Here is a 15563-nt window from a genome sequence, read left to right as displayed (position 1 = left end):
CGGTGATCCAGCATTTCGACGCGGGCGATCTTGTCGCGGTTCTGACGACCCAGCCGCTGGACCGGACGCTGGATTACAAGGCGCCCGAGGGCGGCTGCCTGACCGGGGCCTTCGTGGAGGTGCCGCTGGGCCCCCGCAAGGTGATCGGCGTGGTCTGGGGCCCGGGCCGGGGCGATTTCGACCGGGCGAAGATTCGCAGCATCATCCGCGTGCTCGACGCCGTGCCGATGCGGGACGAGATGCGGGAGTTCCTGACGCGGGCGGGCGATTACACGCTGACGCCGATGCCCGCGATGCTCAGGCTGGCCACCCGGTCGCCCGGCCTGGGCGATCCGCCTTCGATGCGGTCGGTCTACCGCCTGGGCGACGGCGCGCCCGACCGCCAGACGGACGCGCGGCGGCGGGTTGTCGAGACGCTGCACGACTATGGCGGGCTGGCCTTCACGCTGAAGGAACTGGCCGAGATGGCCGGGGTCTCGACCTCGGTGGTGAAGGGGCTGGTGGCGCAGGGCGTGGTGCGGGAAGAGCAGAGCCCGCGCGATCTGCCCTATCCAAGGCTCGACCCCGGGGAAAGCCAGTACGACCTGACCGCCGAACAGGCGGCGGCGGCCGCGGCGCTGGCGGCGGGCGTGCGGAGCGGGGCCTACGGCACGACGCTTCTGAAGGGCGTCACGGGATCGGGGAAGACGGAAGTCTACCTCGAGGCCGTGGCGGCGGCGCTGAAGGCCGGGCGGCAGGCGCTGGTGCTTCTGCCCGAGATCGCGCTGACGGCGGAATTCCTGACCCGCGTCGAGGCGCGGTTCGGCGCGCGGCCCGCCGAATGGCATTCGGGCGTCACGATGACCGAGCGCCGGCGCTGCTGGCGGATGGTGGGGGAAGGGGGCGCGTCGCTTGTGGTGGGCGCGCGCTCGGCGCTGTTCCTGCAGTTCCGGGATCTGGGCCTCATCGTCGTCGATGAGGAACACGACACCTCCTACAAGCAGGAGGACGGGGTGCTTTACAACGCGCGCGACATGGCGGTGCTTCGCGCCTCGATCGCCGGGGCGCAGGTCGTCTTGGCCTCGGCCACGCCATCCCTGGAAAGCTGGGCCAATGCCGAGGCCGGGAAATACGCGCGGCTCGAACTCACGACGCGGTTCGGCGAGGCCACGCTGCCCGAGATGCGGGCGATCGACATGCGGGACGAGTACCTGCCCGGGGCGCGCTGGATTTCCCCCACGCTGGAGGCGGAGGTGCGGGCGCGGATCGAGGCCGGCGAGCAGGCGCTTTTGTTCCTCAACCGCCGGGGCTATGCCCCGGTCACGATCTGCCGGGCCTGCGGGCACCAGATCGGCTGCAAACACTGCGACGCGCGGCTGGTGGAGCACCGGTTTCTGAAGCGCCTCGTCTGCCACCAGTGCGGGGAAACCGTGCCGATCCCCGAGGCCTGCCCGGAGTGCAAGGCCGAAGGCCGGCTGGCCCCCGTGGGGCCGGGGGTGGAGCGGATGGCGGAAGAGGCGCAGGCGCTGTTCCCCGAGGCGCGGCTGGCGGTTCTGTCGTCGGATCTGTTCGGATCGGCCCGCGCGCTCAAGGCGAAGATCGAGGCGATCGCGGCGGGCGGGGCGGATATCGTGATCGGCACGCAATTGGTGGCGAAGGGCCACAACTTCCCCTTGCTGACGCTCGTCGGCGTGATCGACGCGGATCTGGGGCTTCAGGGATCGGATCTGCGCGCGGCGGAGCGGACGTTTCAGCTGATGCGCCAGGTGGCGGGGCGGGCGGGGCGCGCGGAGCGGCCCGGCACGGCGCTGTTGCAGACCTATCAGCCCGAACATCCGGTGATCCGGGCGATCCTGTCGGGCGCGGAAGAGGCGTTCTGGACGGCGGAGGCGGCGGAGCGGCGGGCGGCGGGGGTGCCACCCTTCGGGCGTCTGGCGGGGATCGTCCTGTCTTCGCCGGATGTGCAGGAGGTGTTCGACCTCGGCACCCGGCTCGCACGGGCCGATGCGCCCTTGCGCGCGATCGGGGCGCAGGTTTACGGCCCCGCGCCCGCGCCGATCGCGCGGATCCGGGGGCGGCACCGGGTGCGGCTTCTGGTGAAGGCGGCGAAGGGGGCGCCGATCCAGGAGGCGCTGGCCCGATGGATCGGGCAGGTGAAGCCGGGGCCGAACCTCAGGCTCTCGGTGGATATCGATCCGCAGAGCTTCTATTGATCAATTTTACTGATGGGTAAGCTCAAAAACATTCGTTTCACTGATTAATGGTGGAGGATTAGGTGTGGTGTCCCAGAAGAAGGACCCATTCCCATGACCCATCACGATCTGATCCACACGTTCCATCTTCCCCGCGCGGCGGGCCAGACCGCGCTTCACGATCTTGCCCGGGTGCTTGCCCTGCTGGTGCTGTTCCTGGCCGTCGGCATCGCGGCGGGCTTCGCCGTCGAGATCCCGGCCGACACGACGCTGCCCGACTGGCACGGCAATGTCGCGGTGTCGGGCGAGGGCGGGTGAGGCGCGTCGCCCCTGCGGTCGGACGCAGGCCCGGCTAAGCGCAACAGGTCGGCGAGGCGGTGAATGGCCCGGAACAAGGGCCGCAGGCCCGCCGGGCCAGCGCATACCCGTTCCGGCGGGCAGGCGCTTCTTGTGCGGTGGTCTCGCTGCCTTGGGTCGCTCGGGGTTGCGGGATAAAGCGCGCCGGTCGGGTGTCGGAGGCGCCTGCCCACGGGCATGCGCTGGCCCGGCTATGCGCGAGGGGTCTGCGTTGCGCCTGCCCACTGGCATGCCCCGCCTTCGCACCCCGGCCCGCCGCCTGCTTCCATCTTTCCGCTTCCCCGCCTGCCGTTCGAGGCGTAGGGAGGACTTATGCGCACCGTCCCGCTCGACACGGCCCGGGGGTATCCGTTCTGGAAACGCCCCGAGACGCTTCTCTTCCTGATGGCGGCGGCGATGCCTCTGGCATTCGCCACATGGTCGGCGCTTCTGAACAATTACGTGGTCGAGATCGTGGGCTTCACCGGGGTCGAGATCGGCTGGCTGCACACGGTGCGGGAGATCCCGGGCTTCTTCGCGATCGGGGTGATCGCGCTCATTCTCTTCATCCGCGAGCAGGTTCTGGGCCTCGTTTCCCTTCTGATGCTGGGCACGGCCACTGCCGTGACCGCGTGGTTTCCAAGCCTCGCGGGGCTTCTGACCGTCACCATGATCTCGTCGATCGGCTTTCACTATTACGAAACGGTGAACCAGTCGCTGCAACTTCAGTGGATCGAGAAGGAGCGCGCGCCGCAGGTGCTGGGCTGGATCGTGGCCGTGGGATCGGGGGCGAGCCTTCTGAGCTATGGCGCGCTGGTCGTCACGTGGAAGACCTTCGATCTGAGTTACAACTTCGTCTACCTGATGTCGGGCGGGGCCTGCGCGGTGATCGCGATCTACTGCATGATCGCCTTTCCGCAGTTCGAGGCCCCGAACCCCCAGACGAAGAAGCTGATCCTGCGGCGGCGTTACTGGCTGTACTATGCGCTGCAGTTCATGTCGGGGGCGCGGCGGCAGATCTTCCTCGTTTTCGCGGCCTTCATGATGGTCGAACGGTTCGGGTTCGAGGTGCACGAAGTCACCGCGCTGTTTCTGATCAACTTCGTCGCCAACATGGTGTTCGCCCCCCTGATGGGCCGGGCGGTGGCGCAATTCGGGGAACGCAATGCGCTGGCGTTCGAATATACCGGGCTGATCTGCGTCTTCCTCGCCTATGGCGGGATCTACTGGCTGGGCTGGGGAGTGGTGCTGGCGGCGGGGCTTTACGTGCTCGACCACCTGTTTTTCGCGCTGGCCTTCGCGCTGAAAACCTATTTCCAGAAGATCGCCGATCCCGCCGATATCGCGCCCACCGCCGCCGTGGCCTTCACGATCAACCATATCGCGGCGGTGTTCCTGCCCGCGATGCTGGGCTATCTCTGGATCGTGTCGCCGGGGGGCGTGTTCCTTCTGGCCGCCGGGATGGCCTCGACCTCGCTGATCCTCGCGCTGATGATCCCGCGCCATCCCGCGCCGGGGAATGAAACGATCTTCACCCGCCCGCTCGCCGCCCCGGCGGAGTGAGGCGCTGGCGAAGCCACCCTTCCGCGCCTATCTATGCGGCAGAGACAAAACGGAGACCGACGCCGATGTTCCTGTTCCAGAAGAAGAAGTCAGAGATGGTCGCCCCCGAGGATGCGCTGCCGGGGCGCGAGAGCCCGATTCCCACCGCCCGCGAGCATGCCGTGTTCGGCGTGCCGCTGACGCTTGAGGTGCCCGAGGGGCACGAGGTGGCGATGTTCGGCATGGGATGTTTCTGGGGCGTGGAGCGGATGTTCTGGAAGGTGCCCGGCGTCACGCTGACGATGGTGGGGTATGCGGGGGGCTATACCCCGAACCCGACCTATGAAGAGGTGTGTTCCGGCCGGACGGGGCACAACGAGGTGGTGCGCGTGGTCTATGACCCGGGCCAAGTCGGCTATGACGAGCTGCTGCGCGTCTTCTGGGAAGGCCACGACCCGACCCAGGGCATGCGCCAGGGCAACGACATGGGCACGCAGTACCGGTCGGGCATCTACACCTATTCGCCGGAACAGACGGCCGCCGCCGAGGCCACGAAGACGGAATTCCAGCCGCGGCTGAAGGCGGCCGGATACGGTGCGATCACGACCGAGATCGTCGACGCGCCCGCCTTCTACTGGGCCGAGGATTACCACCAGCAATACCTGTCGAAGAACCCCGGCGGCTATTGCGGGATCGGCGGGACGGGCGTGACCTGTCCGATCGGCACCGCGGCCTGAGGGCGGGGTGGGCCGGCGCATCCATATCACCGGGGCGAGCGGCACGGGCACCTCGACGCTGGCGCGGGCGCTGGCCTCGCGGCTGGCAAGCCAGGCCTTCGATACCGACGATTTCTACTGGGTGCCGTCCGATCCGCCGTTTCGCGAAAAGCGCGCGGTGCGCGAACGCCTTCACCTGATGGAAGAGGTGTTTCTGGGCCGGCCCGACTGGATCCTGTCGGGGTCGTGCCTGGGCTGGGGGGCGCCTATCCTGCCCCGGGTCACGCACGTGATCTTCCTGACCCTGCCGCCGGGCATGCGGCTGGCGCGGCTGCGCCAGCGCGAGCGGCAGCGGCTGGGCCCGCGGATCGGGCCGGGGGGCGATCTGGAAGGCGCCTATCGCGGCTTCCTCGACTGGGCGATGGGCTATGACGACCCCGGCTTTTCGGGGCGAAGCCGGGCGGCGCACGAGGCCTGGCTCGACAGCCTGTCGCAGCCGGTTCTGCGGCTCGAGTCCTCCGCGCCGGTGGACGAGCTTGTTTCGCAGGCGATGGCGGAGCTTGACGGCAGGCGCGGCGCGGCTTAGCGCCGAAGGCGATTTCGCCGCAGAAGGCCCGCGACATGCCCACCTGGACCGTTTTCACGACATTGCCCGACGCGCGCGCGGCACAAACCCTGAGTGATGCGCTGGAGCGGCTGACGCCCGAGCCGATGGGCGTGGGCGTCTTCGAGATGGAGGACGGTTCGGGGCTTTGGGAAATCGGCGGGTATTTCGAGGAAAAACCCGATCCGGCCCAGCTTGCGCTTCTGAGCGCGGCCTTCGGGACGGCGGAATTCGTGGTGTCGGAGGTGCCCGAAACCGACTGGGTCGCCCATGTGCGGCGCGAGCTTCAGCCGGTCGAGGCGGGGCGGTTCTTCGTCTATGGCGGGCATGACGCCGGGAAGCTGCCCGACGGGCGGATCGGGCTTAGGATCGAGGCGGCGATGGCCTTCGGCACCGGGCATCACGGCACGACGCTGGGCTGCCTTCGCGCGCTGGACGACCTGGTGAACCGGGGCGTGGAGGCCGAGCGGGTGGCCGATATCGGCTGCGGCACCGCCGTTCTGGCGATGGCGGCGGCGCGGGTCTGGCCCGAGGCCGAGGTGATCGCGTCGGATATCGACGCGGTGGCCGTGGAGGTGGCGGACGCGAACCTGCGCGCCAACGGGCTCGAAGGGGCGATTCGCTGTGTCGAGGCCACGGGGTTCGATCATCCCCTGCTGAAGGGCCCCTTCGGCCTGATCTTCGCGAATATCCTGAAAGGCCCGCTGATCGATCTGGCGCCGGATATGGCCGCGGTCGTCGCGCCGGGGGGGCAGGTGATTCTCTCCGGCATCCTGAATTCGCAGGCCGAAGAAGTTTCTGCGATTTATGGTGAATATGGCTTCAATCTTGTCTCGCGGACGGAGATTGTCGACTGGACGACGCTATTGCTACGACATTAATAAAATTCCTTCACATTCAAGCGCTTGATTGTGGCGAAAATGCCCAAGAAAGGCCGCAATTCCTGAAGAAACTACCTTCGCGCCGCTCGGGAACGGCGTAACGGCCAGACGACATGGAGCATTCGCATGGCAGACGCAAATTTGCGCAGCTTTGACAAGCGCATGGAAAGGATCATCGCAAAGCACTCCCGCCTCGCGCGGGGGTATGTCCCTGCACTCACCGAAGACGGGCTTATCGTCGCACAACCCAAGCGGAGCATCTGGGTACCGTGGCGGTCGGTTCTGTTCATTCTGGTGGTTGGAATGGGGTTCAAGATCTTTCTCCACGCCACAATCGGCGCCGGCGCCTATGACGCCCGGGTCGCGCGGCTTGCCGCGGGATCCGAGATCGAGCAGGTCGGTGCGTGGATCATGGCAGCGGATCCGATCACTCTGGCAGCCTCCGCGCAGGTCGCGGCATTTCTCGACTGACCTACGCTCAGGTAGGCCCGGGACCACACCTCGTCACTCCCCGGGCAAAGAAAGAAGCGGCCGCGACCCCCAGGATCGCGGCCGCTTCACCGTTTCGGGGCAGTCCTCAGCCGTAATGGGCCACGGGCGTGCCGGCGAGGGCCGACATGTTCAGAAGCCCGCGCGCGGTGATGGACGGCGTCACGATATGGGCGCGATTGCCCATGCCCATCAGGATCGGCCCCACTTCAAGCCCGCTGGCCTTCATCTTGAGGATGTTGCGCACCGCCGAGGCGGCATCGGAATTCGCGAAGATCAAGACGTTCGCCGCGCCGTTCAGGCGGCTGCCGGGGAAGATGCGGTCGCGCAGGTCGACATCAAGCGCGGTGTCGGCGTGCATTTCGCCTTCGTATTCGAAATCCCGGCGGTGCGCGTCGAGGATCGCGACGGCCGCGCGCATCACCCGGCCCGACCCGCAGTCGAGATTGCCGAACTGGGAATGCGAGCAGAGCGCGATCTTGGGCACGATGCCGAAACGGCGGACATGGCGGGCCGAGGCGATGGCGGTGGCCGCGACCTGTTCGGGCGTGGGTTCGGGGTTCACCTGCGTGTCGGCGATGAAGAGGGGCCCCTCGGGCATGATCATCAGGCTTAGCGCGCCGATCGGGCAGAGTTTCGGCGTGGCGAGGATCTGGCTGACATAGTTCAGGTGCCAGAGGTACTGGCCGAAGGTGCCGCAGATCAGGCTGTCGGCCTCTTTGCGGTGCACCATGACCGCGCCGATCGCGGTGGTGTTGGTGCGCATGATCGCGCGGGCGAGATCGGGGGTGACGCCCTTCCGCGCCATCAGCTTGTGATAGGTCGTCCAGTAATCGCGGTAACGGGGATCGTTCTCGGGGTTCACCAGATCGAAATCGGCACCGGGGCGGACGGGGATGCCCAGCCGCTCGGCGCGCGCTTCCACCACCTCGGGCCGGCCGATCAGGATCGGCTTGTCGGTGGTTTCCTCGATCATCGCGAAGGCGGCGCGCAAGACGCGGTCATCCTCGCCCTCGGCGAAGACGATGCGGCGCGATGCGGTGGCGGCGGCCTCGAACACGGGCCGCATGATCAGGGCGGAGCGGAAGACCGAGCCGTCGAGCTTCTGCTTGTAGGCGTCGAGATCGTCGATCGGGCGCTGGGCCACGCCGGTTTCCATCGCCGCTTCGGCCACGGCGGAGGCGACGACGCCCATCAGGCGCGGATCGAAGGGTTTGGGGATCAGGTAATCGGGGCCGAAGGTGAGTTCCTCGCCCGAATAGGCCGCCGCGGCCTCGGCGCTTGTCGTGGCGCGGGCGAGGGCCGCGATGCCTTCGATGCAGGCCAGTTCCATCTGGTCGTTGATCGTGGTCGCGCCCACGTCGAGCGCGCCGCGGAAGATGAACGGAAAGCACAGGACGTTGTTGACCTGGTTGGGGAAATCCGAGCGCCCGGTGGCGATGATCGCATCGGGGGCCACCTTGCGGGCCTCGTCGGGCATGATTTCGGGCGTGGGGTTCGCAAGCGCGAAGATGATCGGGCGGTCGGCCATCTTCTTCACCATCGCGGGGCTGAGGACACCGGGGCCCGAAAGGCCGAGGAAAAGATCGGCGCCCTCGATCACATCGGCCAGCGTCCGGGCCCCGCCGGGCTGGGCATAGGCCGCTTTCTGGGGCGTCATGTCTTCTTCGCGGCCCTCGTGCACAAGGCCGTGAAGATCGCAGAGCCAGACGTTTTCGCGCTTCACCCCGAGTTTCAGAAGCATGTCGAGGCAGGCTATGCCCGCCGCGCCGCCGCCGGTGGAGACGACCTTGATTTCGGAAAACGCCTTCTTCGCGACGCGCAGCGCGTTGGTGGCCGCCGCGCCCACGACGATGGCCGTGCCGTGCTGATCGTCGTGGAAGACGGGGATGTTCATCCGCTCGCGGCACAACCGTTCAACGATAAAACAATCCGGCGCCTTGATGTCTTCGAGGTTGATTGCGCCGAAGGTGGGTTCGAGCGCGCAGACGATATCGGCGAGTTTTTCGGGATCGCTTTCGTTCAGTTCGATGTCGAAGCAATCGATATTGGCGAACTTCTTGAAGAGGACGGCCTTGCCTTCCATCACCGGTTTGGAGGCCAGCGCGCCTATGTTTCCAAGGCCCAGAACCGCCGTACCGTTGGTAACCACGGCGACGAGGTTGCCGCGGGCGGTGTAATCGCGGGCGGCATCGGGATTGGCGTGGATCTCTTTCGAGGCCTCGGCCACCCCGGGGCTGTAGGCGCGGGCAAGGTCGCGGCCGTTGGCCAGGGGCTTCGTCGCGCGGATTTCGAGCTTCCCCGGTTTGGGGTTGGCGTGGTACTCGAGCGCCGCCGTGCGAAGCGCGTCGTTCGGTGAATCCTTCATCAGAAACCCTCCCTGCCCGGAATATAGTTTAGCGTTAAACTAATTTCCGGATCGCTTATCCTTTCCCCTGCCGTCTTGCAAGCGGGGGCCGTTTTTCTCACCATGCGCTTTCGGCCGCGCGGGATCAATGACGGATGGGAGAGCGGGGGATGAGCGACATTCGGGGAGAGATCGTTCTGCCCACGGCGGATCTGGCGGCGGAGATCGCCTTCTGGACCGGGACGCCGGGGTTCCGGATGGATGTGATCTATCCCGCCGACGATCCGCGGGTGGCGGTGCTGTCGGGCCACGGGCTTCGCCTGCGGCTGGATGTGGCGGCGGATGCGCCGCCCGGGGTGATCCGGCTTCTGAGCGACGATGCGGACGCTTTGGCCGGTGGCCCGCTTACCTCGCCCGGCGGCACGCGGATCGAAACCGGGCCGCTGACGCCGCCCTTCGCGGTGCCGCCCACCGAACACGCCTTCGTCGTCCGCCGCCTGCGCGACCAGGCGCCCTGGGTGATCGGGCGCGCGGGAATGCAATACCGCGACCTGATCCCCGACCGGCTGGGCGGGTCGATCATCGCAAGCCACATCCGCATCCCCGATGGCGGGCCGGTGCCCGACATGGTGCATTTCCACACGGTCGGGTTTCAGCTGATCTTCTGCTACCGGGGCTGGGTGGATCTTGTGTACGAGGATCAGGGGCCGCCGTTCCGGCTTCACGCCGGCAACTGCGTGATCCAGCCGCCCGAGATCCGGCACCGGGTGCTTTACGCCTCGGACAATATCGAGGTGATCGAGATCGGGGTGCCGGCGGAGCATATCACCACGATCGACCACGAGATGACCCTGCCGAACGACCGGGTGAACCCCGACCGGCGGTTTCAGGGCCAGCGCTTCGTGCATCACGAGGCGGAAGGGGCGCTTTGGGCGCCCCACCGCCTGCCCGGGTTCGTGGCGCGGGATACGACGATCGGGGAGAACACGGGCGGGGTGGCGGGCGTGCATGTGGTGCGGCGCGGCGAAGGGGAGGCCGGGTGGACGGTGCACGGGGGCGACATCCTTTTCAGCTTCGTGATGGAAGGGCGGATGGTGCTGGAAGGCGATGGGCAGGTGCCCCATGCGCTTGAACCCGGCGATGCCTTCGTGATCCCGCCGGGGCTGGCCACGCGCTATGCCGAGGCGTCGGAGGATCTGGAAATCCTGGAGGTGGCCTTGCCGGCAGAGGTGCCGACGGAGACCGTGCCGGGGCGCTGAGCCGCGCGGTCGCCAGCCCGCGGGCTGGCAATCGCGCGTCTTGTCCCCCGACTGGAAACGAATTGTTCACCCTGTTCCTGTGCGGTTTCGCGGCCGATGCCGCTACACTTCCCGCCAACCATCTGACTGGGGGCTGGATGGAACGGATTATCAACTCGCTCTGGCGAGGCTTCTGGATCACGCTCTGGCGCATCCGCCGCTTTATCGACGGAACCCATGACGGGCCGCCGGCGGATTACCTCATGGCGCTTATGGTCGTGCTGATGATGATGGTGGTGACGGTCGTCACCATGTGACGCGCTCAACCACGGGCGTACATGCCTTCATAGATCGGCTCCAGCGTCGCCGGGTCGAACAGCGACGACACGCTTGTGCCGTTCCAGATGTTCAGCACGGCTTGCGCGAACATCGGTGCCACCGGCACGATGCGGATGTTCTTCGCCGCCTTCACCGCCGCGGTCGGCTGGATCGAGTCGGTGATCACCAGGCTTTTCATCTTCGACGTCGTGATGCGTTCCACCGCCGGGCCCGACAGGACGCCGTGGGTGATGTAGGAATGCACTTCCTTCGCGCCGTTTTCCAGAAGCACGTCGCCCGCCTTCACCAGCGTACCGGCGGTGTCGCAGATATCGTCGACGATCAGGCAGGTCTGATCCTTCACGTCGCCGATCACCGTCATCTCGGCCACTTCGCCGGGCTTCTCCCGCCGCTTGTCGACGATGGCGAGCGCGCAGCCGATCCGCTGCGCAAGCTCGCGCGCCCGCGCCACGCCGCCCACATCCGGCGAGACCACGGTGATCTTCGCGGGATCCTTGAACTGGTTCTTGATGTCGAGCGCGAAGACCGGCGAGGCATAGAGGTTATCGACCGGGATATCGAAGAAGCCCTGGATCTGCGCGGCGTGCAGATCCATAGTCAGCACGCGTTCGATCCCGGCGGAGACCATCATGTTCGCCACCATCTTGGCGGTGATTGGCGTGCGCGCCTTGGTGCGCCTGTCCTGCCGTGCATAGCCGAAATAGGGGATGACGGCGGTGATCCGGCTGGCCGACGAGCGCCGCAGCGCGTCGGTCATGATCAGAAGTTCCATCAGGTTGTCGTTCGCCGGGTTCGACGTCGACTGGATGATGAACATGTCCTCGCCGCGCACGTTCTCGAACACCTCGACGAAGATCTCTGCATCGTTGAACCGCTCCACCCGCGCCTCGACGAGGCCCACGGAAACCCCCCGGTGCATGGACATGCGCCGGGCCATGGCCTCGGCGAGCGGTCGGTTGGCATTGCCGGAGATGAGTTTCGGTTCGCTCTGGTGAGGCATGTGGCAGCAGTCCCTCTGTTCCGCCGGTTTATGACGGATTCGTAACGTTGACACCGCTTAGCATGGGCCTAGGGTCGCGCAAACCACACATCAGGAAAGTCGCATCGAAATGGCGCATATCGACTATTACTTCTCCACCTTCTCGCCGTTCACCTTCTTTGCCGGGCTGAGGATGGAGGCGATTGCCGAAAAACACGGCGCGACGGTGACGTATAAACCGCTCGATCTGATGGCGCTTTTCGCGCGCACCGGCGGGACGCCGCCGAAGGACCGGCATCCCAGCCGGATCGAATACCGCAAGCAGGAGCTTCGGCGGCAGGCGAAGAAACTGGGGATCACGATCAACCCGATGCCGCCGGGCTATCCGCCGAACCCCGCGCCGTCCTCCTACGCGCTGATCGCGGCGCAGAAGGCGGGGGGCGGGAACCTGGGCGAACTGGTGCAGGCCTATGGCCGGGCCTGCTGGATCGAGGAGCGGAACATCGGCGAGGATGACGTGATCGCCGATTGCCTGGGGCAGGCCGGGTTCGATCCGGGACTTGCGGGCGGCATGATGCTTACCGAGGCCGAGGAATATGCCCGCAACCTGGAGGACGCGGTGAACGCGGGCGCCTTCGGGGCGCCGTTCTATATCACCGACGGGGATGAACGGTTCTGGGGGCAGGACAGGCTTGACGACCTCGACCTGCACCTGGCCGGAAAGCTTTAGCGCCCCCCGGCCTTCCCCGGTGGCCTCAGCCGACGAGGCCGGTGCCGAGCACGATCACCGAGGCCGCGGCCAGCGTCGCGATGGCCGCAAGCACGGTGCGCATGCTGCCGCCTTGGGGCGCAAGCGGGCGCTTCTGCGGGGTGAAGGCACGGTCGATGTCGTTCAGATGGGCGGTGTGGATGATGCGGTCGCTGTGGAACATGATTTTTCCCTTCGTGATCTTCTGTGACTGCCGCTTGGCGGTTTCGATGGGTTCACGTTAGGCTTTCCCCGTGATTGGCCCGTTCCGGCCAGCGTGAACGGTGCGTGAAAACGACAAGAGGGACAGATTCACGCCGATCTGACGATATCCGTGCTTGGGCCCTTCACGGTCCGGGCCGGCGGGCAGCCCGTGCCCGCCCCGCCGAAGAAGGCCGGGGCGCTTCTGGCCTATCTCGCACGGCGGCCGGGCGTGGCGGTGCCACGCGAGACGCTGGCGGCGCTTCTGTGGGCCGAGAGCGGGGAAGACCAGGCGCGCGGCAGCCTGCGGCAGGCGCTGAGCGCGCTGCGCCGGGGGCTGGGCGACGGGGCCGGTGCGATCGTGGCGGACGGGGCAGCGGTGACGCTGGACACGGGCCGTGCCGCGCTCGATGTCGCGGGGTTCGAAGCGGCGGCGGAGCAGGATCCGAAGGCGGCGCTCGCGCTTTACGGCGGGCCGTTCCTGGAAGGGTTCGGGCCGGTCAGCCCCGAATTCGATCGCTGGGCGGAGGCGGAGCGAAGCCATCTGGAGGCGCTTTTCGCCGCGACGCTTCTGAAGGAAACCGACCGGGCGGAGGCCGAGGGCCGGGGCGAGGATATGGCGGCGCTGGCCGCGCGGCTTCTGAGCATCGATCCCTTGCAGGAACATGTGCACCGCCGCCTGATGCGGGCGCATCTGCGCGCCGGGCGGCATGATGCGGCGCTCAGGCAGTTCAACGAACTGACGCGGGTTCTGTCGGCGGAACTGGGGGTGACGCCCGAGAAACCCACGCTCGATCTGGTGGCCGAGATCCGGGCCGCGCGGGCAGGGCGGGGGGCGGCGGCAGCGCCCGCGCCTGTGCCCGTGGCACCCGGGGCGCCCGAGATCCCGGGGCGGCCCTCGGTTGCCGTGCTGCCGTTCCGGGCGCTCAGCACCGACGAGGAGGCCGCGTTCTTCGGCGAGGGGATCGCCGAGGATGTGATCATCGAACTGTCGCGCAACAAGAGCCTGATGACCGTGGCGCGCCAATCCTCGTTCCGGTTCTCGGAAGAGGAGACGGGGGCGGAGGAGATCGGCCGCCAGCTTGGGGTGCGGTTCCTGCTGGGGGGATCGGTGCGGATCGCGGGCGCGCGGGTGCGGGTGGCCGCCCATCTGGTGCGCTGCGACAGCGGGCGCGAGATCTGGGCGGAACGCTTCGACCGGGAGTTGACGGATATCTTCGATATCCAGACCGAGATCGCCCGCACCGTGACGGCGACCGTGGTGGGGCAGATCGAGGAAGAGGAAATCTCGGGCGCGCAGGGCAGGCCCGCCGAGGGGCTGGAGGCGCATCTTCTGATCCTGCGCGCGACGCGGGCCGCGGACCGGATCAGCCGGGAGAGTTTCGCCGAGGCCACCGGGCATCTGGAACGGGCGATTGCGATCGAACCGGGAAATGCGCGGGCGCTGGGGCTTCTGGCGCTTCTGAAGGTCTATGACGAATGGTATTTCGAGATCGGGCAGAACGTGGGCCCGGCGGTGGAGCTTGCGGGGCTGGCGCTGAAGCACGACCCGCGCGAGCCCAAGGCCCATTGCGCGCTGGGCGTCGCCCTGACCATCGCGCGGGATTTCGAAACCGCGAGCCACCATTTCCAGGCCGGGCGGAACGCGAACCCCAACGACGCGCAGCTTCTGGTCGAATACGGGCGGCACCTGATGTATGCGGATCGCCCCGAGGACGGCATCCGCACGATCCGCGAGGCGATGCGGCTTAATCCGTTTCATCCAAGCTGGTACTGGTCGATGATCGGGCGGTGCCTGCACACGCTGGGCCGCTTCGACGAGGCGGTCGAGGCGTTCCGCCGGATGGAGGAGCCGCCGTTCTATGTGCATGCCTACCTGGCCTCCTGCCTGACGATGCTGGGGGACGAGGCGGGGGCCGCGCGGGCGCGCGAGGCGCTTTATGCCATGCGGCCCGATTTCAGCCTGGAAAGCTTCGCCCGGATCTTCCCCTACCGGAACCCCGAGACCGCGGAGCGGTTTTTCGGGACGTTCCGCGCGGCCGGGATCGTCTAGACGGCTTTGCGGGGCGGCGATCCGCGCTAGGTTAACCGTCGTTCGATGGAGGACCGCCGATGGCCCGCTTGATTGCCGCCCTTGCCCTTTTCACATGTCTGCCCCTTGCCGCGCTGGCCCAGGACCGGCGCCCGAGCCACTGCATCGCCATTGCCGATGCCGCGCCGGGGATCGAATACCTGCACCTTGCCAGCACGCGGCCCGCGCTGCCCGAATATACCGTCAGGATCAGCTATCTCGCCCACGCGATGTTCCTGATCGAGACGGAAGGCGGGCTGTCGGCGGTGACGGATTACACCGGGTTCATCGGCAATACCGATCACGTGCCCGACGTGGCGACGATGAACAACGCGCACGGCACCCACTGGACGGCCTCGCCCGACCCGCGCATTCCCCATGTGCTGGAAGGCTGGGCCACGGGCGGCGAACGGCGCGATCATCACGTGGATCTGGGCGAAATGCTTGTCAGGAACGTGCATACCGACGTGCGGGGCGGGGATTTCGGGGGCACGTCGCGGCCCGACGGCAATTCGATCTTCATCTTCGAGGTGGCGGGGCTGTGCATCGGGCATCTGGGGCACCTGCACCATTATCCCGGGCCCGAACAGCTTCCCGCGATCGGGCGGCTTGACGTGGTGATGGCGCCGGTCGACGGCGGCTACACGCTCGATCTGCCGACGATGATCCGGCTCTTGAAGCGGCTCAGGTCTTCGGTGGTGATCCCGATGCACTGGTTCTCGGATGCCTCGCTTGGTTTCTTCGCCGCCGGGATGGCGGAGGATTTCGCGATCGACGACAGTTTCCCCAGTTCGATCGAGATCTCGCTTGCCACGCTGCCCGACCGCCCGACCGTGATGCTGATGGCGCCCGCCTATCTGAGGGAGTGACTGGACGGGGCCGCGCGGCGCTGTCAGAACCC

Annotated in this window: 15 protein-coding genes; 12 read left to right on the top strand and 3 right to left on the bottom strand. The window is 67.1% G+C overall.

Features of this window, described 5'->3' with window-relative positions; genetic code table 11:
- Nucleotides 1–2: 2 nt before the first annotated feature.
- The 7 genes from RXV90_RS05245 (at nucleotide 3) to RXV90_RS05215 (ending at nucleotide 6721) form a co-directional block, all read left to right on the top strand.
- Nucleotides 3–2192, top strand: a complete 2190-nt coding sequence (locus RXV90_RS05245; protein WP_316647352.1) for a primosomal protein N' — start codon at nucleotides 3–5, stop codon at nucleotides 2190–2192.
- A 93-nt stretch (nucleotides 2193–2285) separates the two neighbouring features.
- Nucleotides 2286–2489, top strand: a complete 204-nt coding sequence (locus tag RXV90_RS05240; protein WP_316647351.1) for a hypothetical protein — start codon at nucleotides 2286–2288, stop codon at nucleotides 2487–2489.
- 351 nt (nucleotides 2490–2840) lie between these two features.
- Complete coding sequence (locus tag RXV90_RS05235; protein WP_316647350.1) at nucleotides 2841–4070, top strand: MFS transporter; 1230 nt, start codon at nucleotides 2841–2843, stop codon at nucleotides 4068–4070.
- 65 nt (nucleotides 4071–4135) lie between these two features.
- Nucleotides 4136–4786 (top strand): peptide-methionine (S)-S-oxide reductase MsrA, encoded by a 651-nt coding sequence (gene msrA, locus RXV90_RS05230; RefSeq protein WP_316647348.1) that lies wholly within the window; start codon nucleotides 4136–4138, stop codon nucleotides 4784–4786.
- A gap of 7 nt (nucleotides 4787–4793) precedes the next feature.
- The gene (locus RXV90_RS05225) at nucleotides 4794–5351 is read left to right on the top strand and encodes an AAA family ATPase (RefSeq protein WP_316647347.1); all 558 of its coding nucleotides are present in this window, start codon (nucleotides 4794–4796) and stop codon (nucleotides 5349–5351) included.
- A 35-nt stretch (nucleotides 5352–5386) separates the two neighbouring features.
- Nucleotides 5387–6250, top strand: a complete 864-nt coding sequence (locus tag RXV90_RS05220; RefSeq protein WP_316647345.1) for a 50S ribosomal protein L11 methyltransferase — start codon at nucleotides 5387–5389, stop codon at nucleotides 6248–6250.
- Between the two features lie 126 nt (nucleotides 6251–6376).
- On the top strand, nucleotides 6377–6721 hold the full coding sequence (locus tag RXV90_RS05215; protein WP_316647344.1) for a hypothetical protein: 345 nt from the start codon (nucleotides 6377–6379) through the stop codon (nucleotides 6719–6721).
- Nucleotides 6722–6827: 106 nt separating this feature from the next.
- Here RXV90_RS05215 and RXV90_RS05210 read toward each other — a convergent pair whose 3' ends face one another.
- Nucleotides 6828–9107, bottom strand: a complete 2280-nt coding sequence (locus RXV90_RS05210) for an NADP-dependent malic enzyme (protein WP_316647343.1) — start codon at nucleotides 9105–9107, stop codon at nucleotides 6828–6830.
- A 149-nt stretch (nucleotides 9108–9256) separates the two neighbouring features.
- Between RXV90_RS05210 and RXV90_RS05205 the strand changes: the two genes are divergently transcribed.
- Both RXV90_RS05205 and RXV90_RS05200 read left to right on the top strand, forming a co-directional pair.
- A complete protein-coding gene (locus tag RXV90_RS05205; RefSeq protein WP_316647341.1) occupies nucleotides 9257–10345 on the top strand; it encodes a cupin domain-containing protein in 1089 nt (362 codons plus the stop codon).
- 137 nt (nucleotides 10346–10482) lie between these two features.
- Nucleotides 10483–10641 carry a hypothetical protein gene (locus RXV90_RS05200; protein ID WP_316647340.1) on the top strand — a complete coding sequence of 53 codons (159 nt, stop codon included), beginning with the start codon at nucleotides 10483–10485 and terminating at the stop codon, nucleotides 10639–10641.
- A 5-nt stretch (nucleotides 10642–10646) separates the two neighbouring features.
- Here RXV90_RS05200 and RXV90_RS05195 read toward each other — a convergent pair whose 3' ends face one another.
- On the bottom strand, nucleotides 10647–11663 hold the full coding sequence (locus RXV90_RS05195) for a ribose-phosphate pyrophosphokinase (protein WP_316647339.1): 1017 nt from the start codon (nucleotides 11661–11663) through the stop codon (nucleotides 10647–10649).
- Nucleotides 11664–11772: 109 nt separating this feature from the next.
- Here RXV90_RS05195 and RXV90_RS05190 point away from each other — a divergent pair, with 109 nt between their 5' ends.
- On the top strand, nucleotides 11773–12372 hold the full coding sequence (locus RXV90_RS05190) for a 2-hydroxychromene-2-carboxylate isomerase (RefSeq protein WP_316647338.1): 600 nt from the start codon (nucleotides 11773–11775) through the stop codon (nucleotides 12370–12372).
- 25 nt (nucleotides 12373–12397) lie between these two features.
- Here the strand turns inward: RXV90_RS05190 and RXV90_RS05185 are convergent, their stop codons facing one another.
- Complete coding sequence (locus tag RXV90_RS05185; RefSeq protein ID WP_316647336.1) at nucleotides 12398–12574, bottom strand: hypothetical protein; 177 nt, start codon at nucleotides 12572–12574, stop codon at nucleotides 12398–12400.
- Between the two features lie 150 nt (nucleotides 12575–12724).
- Here RXV90_RS05185 and RXV90_RS05180 point away from each other — a divergent pair, with 150 nt between their 5' ends.
- A complete protein-coding gene (locus RXV90_RS05180) occupies nucleotides 12725–14644 on the top strand; it encodes a BTAD domain-containing putative transcriptional regulator (RefSeq protein ID WP_316647335.1) in 1920 nt (639 codons plus the stop codon).
- 59 nt (nucleotides 14645–14703) lie between these two features.
- Entirely contained in the window at nucleotides 14704–15531 is an 828-nt protein-coding gene (locus RXV90_RS05175) for an MBL fold metallo-hydrolase (protein ID WP_316647334.1), read from the top strand.
- Nucleotides 15532–15563 lie beyond the last annotated feature (32 nt).

Origin of the sequence: Ovoidimarina sediminis (genome assembly GCF_032586175.1) — a bacterium.
In the GTDB taxonomy this organism is placed as follows: Bacteria; Pseudomonadota; Alphaproteobacteria; order Rhodobacterales; family Rhodobacteraceae; genus Ovoidimarina; species Ovoidimarina sediminis.
The sequence above is the reverse complement of the archived record's forward strand: the minus strand, read 5'-3'. Positions and strand labels throughout refer to the sequence as shown.

Bases quoted from the DNA above. Each gene is read 5' to 3' on its own strand.
- RXV90_RS05200 (WP_316647340.1), top strand. From the start codon at position 10,483: ATGGAACGGATTATCAACTCGCTCTGGCGAGGCTTCTGGATCACGCTC.
- RXV90_RS05235 (WP_316647350.1), top strand. From the start codon at position 2,841: ATGCGCACCGTCCCGCTCGACACGGCCCGGGGGTATCCGTTCTGGAAA.
- RXV90_RS05240 (WP_316647351.1), top strand. From the start codon at position 2,286: ATGACCCATCACGATCTGATCCACACGTTCCATCTTCCCCGCGCGGCG.
- RXV90_RS05190 (WP_316647338.1), top strand. From the start codon at position 11,773: ATGGCGCATATCGACTATTACTTCTCCACCTTCTCGCCGTTCACCTTC.
- RXV90_RS05215 (WP_316647344.1), top strand. From the start codon at position 6,377: ATGGCAGACGCAAATTTGCGCAGCTTTGACAAGCGCATGGAAAGGATC.
- msrA (WP_316647348.1), top strand. From the start codon at position 4,136: ATGTTCCTGTTCCAGAAGAAGAAGTCAGAGATGGTCGCCCCCGAGGAT.
- RXV90_RS05195 (WP_316647339.1), bottom strand. From the start codon at position 11,663: ATGCCTCACCAGAGCGAACCGAAACTCATCTCCGGCAATGCCAACCGA.
- RXV90_RS05205 (WP_316647341.1), top strand. From the start codon at position 9,257: ATGAGCGACATTCGGGGAGAGATCGTTCTGCCCACGGCGGATCTGGCG.
- RXV90_RS05185 (WP_316647336.1), bottom strand. From the start codon at position 12,574: ATGTTCCACAGCGACCGCATCATCCACACCGCCCATCTGAACGACATC.
- RXV90_RS05220 (WP_316647345.1), top strand. From the start codon at position 5,387: ATGCCCACCTGGACCGTTTTCACGACATTGCCCGACGCGCGCGCGGCA.
- RXV90_RS05175 (WP_316647334.1), top strand. From the start codon at position 14,704: ATGGCCCGCTTGATTGCCGCCCTTGCCCTTTTCACATGTCTGCCCCTT.
- RXV90_RS05210 (WP_316647343.1), bottom strand. From the start codon at position 9,107: ATGAAGGATTCACCGAACGACGCGCTTCGCACGGCGGCGCTCGAGTAC.